Origin of the sequence: Faucicola osloensis (assembly GCF_020041925.1) — a bacterium.
Lineage (GTDB): Bacteria > Pseudomonadota > Gammaproteobacteria > Pseudomonadales > Moraxellaceae > Faucicola > Faucicola osloensis_D.
The window spans coordinates 2436029-2447787 of sequence record NZ_CP083409.1 but is presented as its reverse complement, the minus strand read 5'-3'; the positions used below and the strand labels follow the sequence as shown (position 1 = coordinate 2447787).

10 protein-coding genes are annotated in these 11759 nt (G+C 44.3%); 2 read left to right on the top strand and 8 right to left on the bottom strand.

Translation table 11 applies throughout. The features are described 5' to 3' along the window. Window positions 1-89 precede the first annotated feature (89 nt). The 5 genes from LAJ61_RS10925 to LAJ61_RS10905 all read right to left on the bottom strand — a co-directional run bounded on the left by LAJ61_RS10925 (window position 90) and on the right by LAJ61_RS10905 (window position 8023). Window positions 90-785, bottom strand: a complete 696-nt coding sequence (locus tag LAJ61_RS10925) for a glutathione S-transferase (protein ID WP_224053946.1) — start codon at window positions 783-785, stop codon at window positions 90-92. Window positions 786-957: 172 nt separating this feature from the next. Next, the gene (gene gyrA / locus LAJ61_RS10920) at window positions 958-3771 is read right to left on the bottom strand and encodes a DNA gyrase subunit A (RefSeq protein WP_224053945.1); all 2814 of its coding nucleotides are present in this window, start codon (window positions 3769-3771) and stop codon (window positions 958-960) included. Window positions 3772-4246: 475 nt separating this feature from the next. Further along, on the bottom strand, window positions 4247-5911 hold the full coding sequence (locus LAJ61_RS10915) for an alpha/beta hydrolase family protein (protein WP_224053944.1): 1665 nt from the start codon (window positions 5909-5911) through the stop codon (window positions 4247-4249). A gap of 165 nt (window positions 5912-6076) precedes the next feature. Beyond that, window positions 6077-7006 carry a CDP-diacylglycerol--serine O-phosphatidyltransferase gene (gene pssA / locus LAJ61_RS10910; protein ID WP_224053943.1) on the bottom strand — a complete coding sequence of 310 codons (930 nt, stop codon included), beginning with the start codon at window positions 7004-7006 and terminating at the stop codon, window positions 6077-6079. A 129-nt stretch (window positions 7007-7135) separates the two neighbouring features. After that, entirely contained in the window at window positions 7136-8023 is an 888-nt protein-coding gene (locus LAJ61_RS10905; protein WP_159374704.1) for a 23S rRNA (adenine(2030)-N(6))-methyltransferase RlmJ, read from the bottom strand. A 132-nt stretch (window positions 8024-8155) separates the two neighbouring features. On the opposite strand from LAJ61_RS10905, the gene LAJ61_RS10900 reads away from it, so the two are divergent. Next, the gene (locus LAJ61_RS10900; RefSeq protein ID WP_224053942.1) at window positions 8156-8770 is read left to right on the top strand and encodes a 2OG-Fe(II) oxygenase; all 615 of its coding nucleotides are present in this window, start codon (window positions 8156-8158) and stop codon (window positions 8768-8770) included. Here the strand turns inward: LAJ61_RS10900 and LAJ61_RS10895 are convergent. After that, on the bottom strand, window positions 8756-9361 hold the full coding sequence (locus LAJ61_RS10895) for a LysE/ArgO family amino acid transporter (protein ID WP_224053941.1): 606 nt from the start codon (window positions 9359-9361) through the stop codon (window positions 8756-8758). The two genes, LAJ61_RS10900 and LAJ61_RS10895, sit on opposite strands and share 15 nt — an antisense overlap. 179 nt (window positions 9362-9540) lie before the next feature. On the opposite strand from LAJ61_RS10895, the gene dapE reads away from it, so the two are divergent. Next, on the top strand, window positions 9541-10779 hold the full coding sequence (dapE, locus tag LAJ61_RS10890; protein ID WP_224053940.1) for a succinyl-diaminopimelate desuccinylase: 1239 nt from the start codon (window positions 9541-9543) through the stop codon (window positions 10777-10779). Between the two features lie 229 nt (window positions 10780-11008). Here dapE and iscX read toward each other — a convergent pair whose 3' ends face one another. Continuing rightward, window positions 11009-11209 carry a Fe-S cluster assembly protein IscX gene (gene iscX / locus LAJ61_RS10885; RefSeq protein WP_036604374.1) on the bottom strand — a complete coding sequence of 67 codons (201 nt, stop codon included), beginning with the start codon at window positions 11207-11209 and terminating at the stop codon, window positions 11009-11011. A gap of 12 nt (window positions 11210-11221) precedes the next feature. Then, window positions 11222-11734, bottom strand: a complete 513-nt coding sequence (locus tag LAJ61_RS10880; protein ID WP_224053939.1) for an acyl-CoA thioesterase — start codon at window positions 11732-11734, stop codon at window positions 11222-11224. Window positions 11735-11759 lie beyond the last annotated feature (25 nt).

The window sequence follows — 11759 nt, the reverse complement described above, 5'->3', positions numbered from 1 at the left end:
TAAAAAAAACAACTGTTTTTTCTGACCCAATAGTAAATTTATCGACAAAGTAAAGCAATAAAAGCATTAAATCGCTTGACAGTCAACCATCAACACTTATCAACCGCTTTTTGATACGCTGGGCGAGCTTGGCATTTTTTTAACCAATTGTGAATGTTGGCGTATTTTGCCTCTAAACTATGGGTTTCTTGCATGGCGTTTATGCCAAATTCAAGCTGTATATCCGCGCCGCTAAATTGGTTGCCAGCAAGCCATTCATTGCTACCCAAATGCTTATCTAGCATTTTGAGCTGCTCGGTTAATGAATGATTCAGATAAGATTTGTCTATCCCCGATTTGAGTAATTTTGCCACTTGCTTGATACCTATCGGTGATTTTTTTATCATGGTAGCAAATATTAGTCGGATAATAAGCAAGGGCATCAACGAGCTTTCGGTAAAATGCAGCCAATATCGATACTGTTCATACGCCTCACTACCATAATCTGGGCGAAATTTTTTATTCAGCACCAGTTGTGAGATGGGCTGTGCATCTTGCTGGTCGCTTAACTTATCATAGTTATCAATCAAATACTCAATGATATTGGCCGATTCAATCAGCGTTTTTCCGTTATCTTGCAGGATAGGTGCCTTACCCATCGGGTGAATTGTTTGCAAAGACTTGGGTGCCAAACCATGATGGCGTTCGTACTTGGTCAACTGATAAGGCAGCTCTAATTCCTCTAATAGCCAAAGAATTCGAAATGAACGGGATTTTTCAAGGTGGTGTAGATGCAGTTTTGACATGGGTATACTCGTCTTTTAATGTAATAGGATTGTTGGAACAAGATAATTTTAAATTTTATAAGGCTTTAAACTTGCTGGCTGTTGCGAAATTGTAGAATTGATCGAAAAAAACCAGCTTATTAACTAATAAGCTGGTTTGATAAAGCGAGGTTACAAATAGCAAGGCTACAAATTAGTTATCTAGCTGTTGTGCATCGGCTTCTAATAAACCATCTTGCTGCAAGGCTTCAGACAACTCGATATCTTGCAAATCCGCACTGTCTTGTAAATCAGTACCATCTTGCGCGATATTGTCAGCCAATGCTGCCTCTAAACTATCTTCGTCTAGCTCGTCTTCACTACCGCCTTCAACCAAAGCAATAGATACCAATGATTCATCTTGTGAAATACGAATCAGGGTAACCCCTTGTGCATTACGACCTGTTTGCGCGATTTGTCCGACCGGTGTACGCACCAGCGTGCCTGCATCAGAAATCAGCACAATATCATCAGCATCGGTTACCGCTAATGCCTGCACTAGCTCGCCATTACGCGCCGTGGTTTTGATGGCGATAATGCCTTTACCACCCCGACCTTTGACAGGGAAATCAGAGACAGGTGTGCGTTTGCCAAAGCCACGCTCACAAGCACATAAAATCTCGCCTTGCTGTGGGGCAACAACCAACGACACCACACGGCTAACCGCAACGACACTGTCATTGTCTTGGTCATCTTGGCTATCGTCTTCAAGCTCGGTGTCCTCGTCTTCAATGCCTTGATTGGCCAGTAGCGTCACCCGCATACCGCGCACCCCTTTTGCGGTACGACCCATCGCACGGATTTTACTTTCATTAAAGCGAATGGCTTTACCTTCGTTGGAAAATAACATGATGTCTTGCTCGCCATCGGTAATGGCAACGCCAATCAAGTTATCGCCGTCATTGAGTTCGACAGCGCGAAGTCCGTTGGCGCGAAGGTTTTTAAATTGTGACAATTGGACGCGTTTTACCATACCCGATGCAGTTGCAAAGAACACATAGCTATTGTCATTTTGCTTGTCGTCTTCGGTCACAGGCAAAATGGCGGTGACTTTTTCATCGGCATCGAGCGCAATTAGATTGACCATCGGACGGCCACGCGAACCACGGCTGGCAATAGGCACTTCAAACACTTGTAACCCAAACACACGACCGCGATCGGTAAAAATCATCACGTTGTTGTGTGTCGATGTGACCACCATATGGTCAATGACGTCGTCTGCTTTCATGGCAGTGGCTGACTTGCCTTTACCACCGCGTTTTTGGGCGATGTAGTCGCTGATAGGCTGGGTTTTGGCATAGCCCGTGCGTGAAACAGTCAACACAACGGTTTGTTCAGGAATCAAATCCGCACGGCTAAAGTCACTGCGACTATCGACGATTTGGGTTTTACGTGCATCGCCAAAATCATCACGGATTTGGATTAATTCGTCTTTGATTACTTGCATTAATTGGTCAAAGTTATCCAAAATGCTTTGTAATTGCGCAATGAGTGCCAAGATTTCTTTGAATTCTTGCTGTAGCTTGTCTTGCTCTAGCCCTGTCAAACGGTGCAGCTGCATATCCAAAATAGCATTGACTTGGTCAGGCGATAGACGATAATTTTGGTTGTCATCAATCAGTCCATATGGGGCGTTTAGGTCTTCGCCCTCAATCACATCAGGGCGAATCGAATGACTGCCTGCTGCCTCTAACATGGCAATCACGCCACCTGACTGCCAAGTATTGGTCAGTAAGTTATCGCGGGCTTCTTGGCGGTTTGCCGATGCCTTGATAGTGTCAATAATGCGATCAATGTTGGCAAGGGCAATCGTTAGTCCTTCGAGTAAATGACCACGCGCCTGTGCTTTTTTGAGTTCATAAATAGTACGGCGAGTGACAACTTCTTGGCGGTGACGTATAAAGGCGGCAATCAAATCCCGCAACGTCATGATTTTAGGTTGACCTTCATCTAAGGCAACCATGTTAATGCTAAAACTTGATTCTAAAGGCGTTTGGATAAATAGATTGTTAACGATGACTTCCGCGTTTTCACCGCGTCTTAAATCAATGGCGATACGCATGCCGTCTTTATCTGACTCATCGCGAATCTCGCTAATGCCTTCAAGTTTTTTATCGCGTACCAATTCTGCGATTTTTTCAATCAGTTTTGCTTTATTGGTTTGATATGGAATCTCGGTAAATACAATACGTTCACGTTCTTTATTGGCGCCCGTTTCACTCATCGGTTCGATGTGATATTTGCCGCGCAAATGCAGGCGACCTTTACCGGTGCGATAAGCATCGACAATGCCTGAGCGACCATAAATAATACCACCTGTTGGGAAATCAGGGCCGGTGATGTACTGCATAAGCATTTCGCCAGAGATGTGCGGATCATCGGCATACGCCAAACACGCATTAATCACTTCCGTCAGATTGTGTGGCGCCATATTGGTCGCCATACCCACCGCAATGCCTGTGGCACCGTTGACGAGTAAATTTGGAATACGCGCTGGCATGACGCTTGGCATTTGCTCCGAGCCATCATAGTTTGGCTCCCAATCCACAGTGTCTTTATCTAAATCACCCAGCATTTGGTGAGTGAGTTTTTGCATGCGCACTTCGGTATAACGCATCGCTGCGGCAGGGTCATCATCCACTGAGCCAAAATTACCTTGACCATCAATGAGCATATAGCGCATTGAGAACGGCTGCGCCAAGCGCACAATTGCGTCATAAACTGCCGTATCGCCATGTGGGTGGTATTTACCGATAACGTCACCGACCACACGCGCCGATTTTTTGTAAGGTTTGTTAAAGTCGTTTGATAATTCATGCATCGCGTATAACACACGGCGATGAACAGGTTTGAGCCCATCACGCACATCAGGTAAAGCACGGGAGACAATTACGCTCATGGCATAGTCGAGATAAGATTGTTTTAATTCATCGACGATGCCAATGGGGCTAACGGAATCGGTGGACATGCACGCTCCTTTTATCAAGCTACTTAAATATATGAGTCATCTTATTTATTTTACTTTTCAAGGCGATGGCTAACTTAAAAGCACTGCGCAATGTAAAGGCAATGCGCATTTTTGACCAAAAGTTGCAAAAAACCCCAATCAAAACTTTTAGAAAAGTAACACAGATGACGTGATATTTTTAGGATAGTAAAAAGGAATAATTATAGCATAAAACGCATGATTTAGCAGTTAACTCACCGCCAAATGTCGACCATAATGTCAAAATATCATGCTTTGACGGGTGTTATTTTACCCCCATGGTAAACTGCCCAAACTTTACCAGCTATCCTAATCAACGATTGTAATAATCTATAAAATAAACTGTCTAATGACAAAGCCTGTTGATAAACAGGCTTTGTTAAATGGGTATCAGTTAAGTGCATATTGGTTAATTGGCTATAGCTTCAGGCTATCGCCAATTTAGAACTGGCTAAACTTAGAACTGGCTAAACAATGTCTGTGCCACACCCATACAATACGGCGTGACTAAACTATGATATTGCATAGCGACGGCTTGTGATGGATTGCCTCCGTTGGCAGCCGCAATCGCTGCAATATTTTGCACTTTACTAGCAAATCCTGCCTGCATTTTTTCTGATTGAGACTGGATGCTATTATTGTTGACGGTATCAAAACCTAACGTTTGATAAATCGGTTTTTGACGCGTGGCGCGATTGGTGACATCGATATCAATAATTCCCAACTTGGTCGCGCTAGTTTTATTAGTATCTGTATCCCATAGTTTTTTCATTAAGCTAGTATTTACGTCAAAGAACACCATCGGATCTTTATTACCACCACACATAATGACAGGCATTGTTGGTAAATAGCCGCGCAAGTCATTGGCTTTTAACGCTTTACGCAGGGGATGTTCAGGCAGTGTGGCAGGCACTGGGCTATAGTTGGTATAACCTTGTAAATAAGGCACTGCCCAATCGACATTTTTTTGGGCATCCGCTAAGTACCCTAATCGGTAGTCATTTTTGACTAAATACTGCGTCGTATCAAAACCAAAACTAAATGCTGGGTCAGACGGTGATATCGCATCGAGCGTTGAATTGCCCGTTGGCGCTTTTTGAAACATCGCTGAGGCAGGCAATTTGCCACTTAAAATGAGTTGCATATCAGTCATACTGGCGCTAGGCAGTAGCGAGGGGATTTCATCGGCATTGGCTGGCGCAAACATGTCACTGGGTTTGGCATAAATATTGCCATACTGCTCTTGATAGTTGCGAGCCATCAGCGGGGCAAAAAACGTCGCACCGAGCATGACCTTGCCACCAAATACCACATCACCAAAGGCTTCCATGGCATAGGGTCCAGAAATTGGCAGTGCGGCTGTCACAGGTTCTTTAAGCGTTTCAAGATAGCGTGTTGTTGCCATGGTGACATAGCCACCTTGAGAATAACCTGTGATAAACAATTTACCATTGTCAGCGACATTGGTTGCACTGCCTGTGCGGCGTACCACTTCCCTGCCTGCTTTTAACGCATCTGCCATCTCGTGTGACTGCTGCTGGGCATTGAGGTACGGATGATAAGCTAGGCTTGATTTGTCATAACCTGCATAATTGGGTGAGATAACCACATAGCCCTGCCCTGCAAACAAAGCCGCTAACAATGTCGCAGCTGGTCCTGCTTCATTGTTGGCATTACCGACTTCTGCAAAATTATAGGCTTTGGTCGTTGCCGTACCATGGGCATTGAGTACAATGGGTCGATTGCCACTACAGCTTGCATCCGTGCCTGTCGGAATAAACACAGCACCCGTCGCATCGGTCTTATTACCTTTGACATCAACGGTATCATATTGCATGTATTCAACACGCACACCGCACTTGGGCGTGGCTGCAACTTTGCTAAAATCGGGATCTGTGATATTAAATAGCTGGGTTAAGGCGCTGGGGGTGAGATTTTTGGTCGTTAATGGATCTTTGATTAAATTACCTGTGGGCAGTGAGGCAACGCCTGTTTTGGCAGGTGGCGTTGTAGCTGAATCATTGTCGCTACCACAAGCGGCTAAGGTTGAAGCCAACCATACCGAGATAAAAATTTTGGTTAGGCTAAAAGTAGGGTGGATTAAATCAGACTGACGGTGCATCTCATACTCCTTATGAGGAAATTAATGGTTCATATCCTTGAACAACGCATCATGTTACCCAAAAAAAACGGGCATGAAAACGATACGCTCATCATGCCAGTTTTTGTACTATTTGAACATCCGTTTCTAAAAAATTTGCTACTAAAACAAAAACCTAAAGTAGCGCTAAACAGGTTTGCGTTTAAACTTGCTCCAAACCGCAGTTACTGGGCCCGATAAGGCGTAAATCACGCTAATCGCGAGCAATCCTGCAGGAATATTATACAGCACGATACCGAGCGCAAACACAATCAAGATGAGTGCCACAAACGGGACACGCTTTTTATCAAACTCTTTAAAGCTATAGTATTTTAAATTACTGACCATCAAAAAGCCTGCTATCACCACCCAAATGGCTGCCAAGATTTGAAAAGCAGGACTGGTCGTAGGCAATTCAACTTGCCAATCCATATGCACCATCACAAACGTAGTGACTAAAATAGCGGCTAACGGACTTGCTACCCCGACAAAGTATTTTTTATCGACGACACCAATTTGTACATTAAAACGCGCCAGTCTCAGCGCGGCACAGGCAGCATACACAAAGGCGCAAGCGATACCAATACGCCCCAACGGCTCTAACGCATAATGATAAATCAATAACGCAGGCGCAAGTCCAAACGCGATGCAGTCGGCTAGCGAGTCTAACTGCTCGCCAAAGGGACTTTGTGCATTGAACAGCCTTGCCGCCCGACCATCTAATCCATCTAGCAATGCCGAGATAAAAATCGCCACACAGGCGCGCATATAATGCCCTTCCCCCAACGCGCTTTGGGTAATCGAATAAAATGCCGCAAGTAGCGACAATAGCGTAAATGAATTGGGAATTAAATAAACGCCTTTTTGCGCTATCGTTTTGTCAGCGACACGCGCATTTTCAATCACTTCAAAGGTGACCCCATCATAGTCATCGGTTTCTGCCAATTCACGGTTACGCTGATGCTCAAGCTGAATGGGATTGATATCCTTAGTGTGCTGTTGCGGCTGTTGTGGCTGTTGTAATGCGTCGATGGGCGTCTTGATAAGGGTTGGTTGGTTATTATTATCGTTATTCATTGATTATCCTTGCAGGTTGTCTCTTGCAGGTCGTCTATAATAAATCGTCTGTTGCTAGGTGCATCGAGCTCGGTAACAAATTGCGAAATTTGGCGGGTTGTGTGACTACTTAACCCGCCAAGTGTGACATTATTCGCCAACCAACCATTGTACTTTGGTGCGCTGTTCTACGCTCATTTGTGGGCTTTCAGGATGCTGCAAAATTGGCTGTAGATATTGCAAAATCTCTTCGGCTTTAGCATCAAATTGCCACGGTGGGTTAATCACCAACATACCCGTCCCATTTAAACCCATCGGCAAATCGGGTGGGAAAATATTCAGCTCAAGCACCAACTGACGGCGGATTTCAGTACGTTTCATTTTTTTATAAAACAGCTCAACCGCATCGTTGTTTTTGATGGGGTACCAAAGCGCCAATACCCCGGTTGACCATTTTTTATGCGCTTTGACCAATAAATCTACCAATGCGCTAAAATCACGGTGTTCCTGTTCAAAAGGGGGATCGATTAAAATCAACCCGCGTTTTTCTTGCGGTGGTAACACCGCCAAAATCCCTTCATAGGCATTGCGATGTTGCACGCCAATGGGTAATTGGTGCAGTTGGTAATTAAGCGCATCAAACTCGTTGGCTTTCCATTCAAACGCTTCGGCGCGATTGTTAATCTCTGGGTGAGCGTCTTGTTGTTTTTCGATGTGATGGGCGATAAACCAAGGCGAACCTGGATACACATGCTTATCGTAGAATTTTTTGGCGTAGCCAATATCTTGTAAATAGGTTTGCACCGCCTGTGGCGCTTGGCTGTTATCTTGCGCTAGCAGTTTGGTAATACCATGGATGGCTTCACCAGTTTTTTTGGCTTCATCACTGGCAAGTGAATACAAACCGCGCCCACCATACGCATCCAAAATATAATAAGGTTTTGGCTTGGCGCTCATCATCTCAAGTAATTGCAACAATAAAACGTGTTTTACCACATCAGCGAAGTTGCCCGCGTGGTAGCTGTGTTGATAATTCATAATAAATTTTTCGTAAACAAATTAGCAGGTATGGTAGCATAGCTATCAAAAATTGGCGAAGTTTTTGCTAGAAGTTTTTGCTAAAAATTGCCCAGTTAAATGTTAAACAATGCTGAAGGAAACACAGCGCACATGCCAGAGTTGAATTTTATCCTGCCCCACTGGTTTGAAAAAATAAACAACGCAGAGCTTGACGGTTTGGTTAATGACGGGTTTATCGTGCTAGATGACTGTTTTGACGTCAAATTTTTTCAGGCGTTACAAAAAGAGAGTGGCTTGATTGATTACCAAGCGGCCAATTTGACGCAGGGTGAACGAATCACTAGCATTCGCGGAGATAGCACCCGCTGGATTGATGAGCACTGTCCGATTGGTATGCAGTATCTACAAGCGATTAATGAGCTGGCGCAATTTTTTAATCAAACCTTATACACCGGAATTCGCCGTAGTGAGGCTCATTATGCCCGCTACCCTGCAGGGTTTGGTTATCAGTGGCATTCAGACAACCCGCAAGGGCGTGATGAACGTGTGTTATCGGCGGTTTTTTATCTCAATGACGGTTGGGGCGCGCACGATGGCGGTGAAATTGTCGTCATCGACCAACATGACACACAACAACAATTACAGCCCCAAGGTAACAGATTGGTGATTTTTAACAGTAACTTAGTCCATCAAGTCGCAATCACCCATCGTGAACGCTTCTCCATTGCCACTTGGATGAGAAAAGATGGGCTAATTAGCCAGTAATAAACTTGCCGCAATCCCCCACATCACAATCCCGATGAGGATATCAAGAATTTTCCAAGACAGTGGTTTGGCAAATAGCGGCTGCAGCACACGCGCACCATAACCCAAACTAAAAAAGAAGATAAACGATGATAAAATTGCACCCAACGCAAACGCCAGTTTATCGGTAACCTGTGATGCAATCGTCCCAAGCAAAATCACCGTATCTAAATACACATGGGGATTAAGCCAAGTAAATGCCAAGCACATGGCAATCACTTGTTTTAAATTACCAACGTCTTTACCCTGCGCCACGAGCGATTGGTCTGATTGATAAGCCGCAATAAAACTTCGGGCACCATACACAATTAAAAACAACGCCCCTGCGTACTTGGCAATGGTGATAATCAGCGGAAATTGCGAAATTAGCTTGCCAAAACCAAACACGCCACCCGTAATCAACACCGCATCAGATAACGCGCAAATCAAACACACGATGAACACAAATTGTTGTTTTAGCCCTTGTTTAAGCACAAACGCATTCTGTGCCCCAATCGCCAAAATTAACGAAAAGCACACGCTCATGCCCATTAAAAAAGTAGAGATATTCATCGATACTACATGTCCCCAGTAACATTCGCAAAAAACACAAAAAAAGCATAGTGAGAAAAAAAGCGTATTGTAGCCAAAATCCTGAGCGATTGCGAACAATGCGACCCGCTAAAGCGCTAATTTATGCTAATATGCAGCGCAAATAAGCGAGCTTTTTGAGAGATTTTAAGGAAAAGACAATGACTGATTATGCCAGTAACGCCACTGATTTAGACCACCTTCAAGCGCAGACCTTAGCACTGAGTTTACAGCTGATGCGCGAGCCATCAGTGACGCCAACTGACCTTGACTGTCAAAATATACTGGCTGAGCGGCTTAACCACCTTGGGTTTGATTGTGAGTTTTTATACTTTGGTGAAAAAGGCGCAACAGGACGCGAAGCAGAAGTCAAAAATTTATGGGCAATCCGTCAAGGTCGTGAGCAGCCGCAGGCGCCCGTATTATGTTTTGCAGGACATACCGATGTCGTACCCACGGGCGATGTCAGCCAATGGACTTATCCGCCATTTGAACCCACTATCAAAGATGGCATACTCTATGGACGTGGTGCTGCAGACATGAAAACAGCGATTGCGGCATTTACTGTCGCTGTTGAAAACTTTGTCGCCAAGCACCCCAATCATCACGGCTCAATTGCTTTCTTAATTACCGCTGATGAAGAAGGTCCTTCGGTCAACGGTACAGTCAAAGTGGTGGAAACATTGCAATCGCGCAACCAACCGATAACCTATTGCTTGATTGGCGAACCCTCTAGCACTCACACCTTGGGTGATATCATCAAAAATGGTCGCCGTGGCTCGCTTGGCGCCATTTTGACAGTCACCGGCAAACAAGGCCATGTTGCCTACCCGCATTTGGCAGTGAACCCTATTCATTATGCTTTGCCAGCTCTATCCGAGCTTTGTAGCCAAACTTGGGACAATGGCAATGCGTATTTTCCTGCCACCACCCTGCAAATCTCCAACCTTCATGCAGGCACTGGGGCTAACAATGTGATTCCTGCAACTTTAAGCGCCGAGTTTAATTTTCGTTTTTCCACTGAGACTAACGATGAGAAACTTAAAGCGACCACTCATGCGATTTTTGACAAGCATTTTCAACACGGTGCAGCCAGTTATCACATCAACTGGAAACTATCGGGCAACCCATTTTTGACGCCGCAAGGCAACCTCGTCGGCGCCTGTCAATCCGCGATTAAAGCCGTGACGGGCACAGATACAGAGCTTTCAACCACAGGCGGCACTTCAGATGGTCGTTTTATCGCAACGTTAAATGTTGAAAATAGGTCGCCGGAAGTGGTTGAGCTTGGCGTGCGTAATGCCACCATCCACCAGATTGATGAATGTGTAGAAGTTGAGGATTTGGGTAAACTTGCCGCAATTTATGAGCAAATATTACAAAACTTATTGTTAAACTAAATACTGTTAACCCAAATACTGCATGCTAATAACCCAATGATACGGCTAATCTTGATGGGATGGCAATCTTCGTGGGGTTGGCAAATGGTTATTTACCCAAGTCAAATGACATCAAAAACCGTTACTTTTTGGCTGACGCATTAAGCAAACGCGGGTCATTTTTCATGGGTAAATTAGTTTAGCTGCTGCTCATTAACAATCTAGCATGAAGAAGAATCTAGCATTCAGCTTAATCTAGTTCGTCTAGCCAAGCCATTTGAATCGCTTCTAGTTGTTTTTCAGTCGATTTGGTTGGGTCATCGCTAAATTCTTCTAACTGCGTCACATACCGATGCAAATCAGTAAAACGAATATATTGCACGTCTTCATCAGGGTATTTTTCAGAAAGTTGAATGGCAATTTCTAACGTGTCGTTCCATTTGAGGGACATATTTTTCTCCAGTTATTTGATGGGGGTGAGTTTTTTGATTTCGTTAAGATTGTCTTGCCAAGTTTTGATGACAGGATGAGTTTGTTCATCTTGCTGTACAATGACGCTGGTCGGTTGCACTTGCCCATCTAACATCAATACAATTTTGGTCAGTGCCACCACATTTAAGTCATTTTTCACCCAAAACTCGTGGCGAAAATACAGGTATTTTTTATCCCAAGCCAATAGTTGACTGCGAAGCGCCAATTTATCAAACAAAAAGCTTTCTTTGATGTAGGTTAATTGTTGCGATGCAATCACCCAACCTAGCTTGTCCGTTGGACGTTGCTGCAGCAGCCACTGTTGGATGTTAAGCTCAATAAAGCTTAAGTAGCGATAATTAGGCACATGATTACGAAACCCCATATCATGCGGCAAAATCCGGTAGTGGCGGATGATCGCATCGCTATAGCTTGGTGTAGATGACTTTGCTTTATCGGATTTTAGCATCAAGCATAAGATAAGATAACGAAGTAATAAATTCATAAATTTTCCTTGTGATATCCGCCTG

Excerpts from the sequence above, each read along its gene's own strand:
- LAJ61_RS10905 (WP_159374704.1), bottom strand. The coding sequence starts at position 8,023 with ATGAATTATCAACACAGCTACCACGCGGGCAACTTCGCTGATGTGGTA.
- LAJ61_RS10900 (WP_224053942.1), top strand. The coding sequence starts at position 8,156 with ATGCCAGAGTTGAATTTTATCCTGCCCCACTGGTTTGAAAAAATAAAC.
- iscX (WP_036604374.1), bottom strand. The coding sequence starts at position 11,209 with ATGTCCCTCAAATGGAACGACACGTTAGAAATTGCCATTCAACTTTCT.
- pssA (WP_224053943.1), bottom strand. The coding sequence starts at position 7,006 with ATGAATAACGATAATAATAACCAACCAACCCTTATCAAGACGCCCATC.
- LAJ61_RS10880 (WP_224053939.1), bottom strand. The coding sequence starts at position 11,734 with ATGAATTTATTACTTCGTTATCTTATCTTATGCTTGATGCTAAAATCC.
- dapE (WP_224053940.1), top strand. The coding sequence starts at position 9,541 with ATGACTGATTATGCCAGTAACGCCACTGATTTAGACCACCTTCAAGCG.
- LAJ61_RS10925 (WP_224053946.1), bottom strand. The coding sequence starts at position 785 with ATGTCAAAACTGCATCTACACCACCTTGAAAAATCCCGTTCATTTCGA.
- LAJ61_RS10915 (WP_224053944.1), bottom strand. The coding sequence starts at position 5,911 with ATGCACCGTCAGTCTGATTTAATCCACCCTACTTTTAGCCTAACCAAA.
- LAJ61_RS10895 (WP_224053941.1), bottom strand. The coding sequence starts at position 9,361 with ATGAATATCTCTACTTTTTTAATGGGCATGAGCGTGTGCTTTTCGTTA.
- gyrA (WP_224053945.1), bottom strand. The coding sequence starts at position 3,771 with ATGTCCACCGATTCCGTTAGCCCCATTGGCATCGTCGATGAATTAAAA.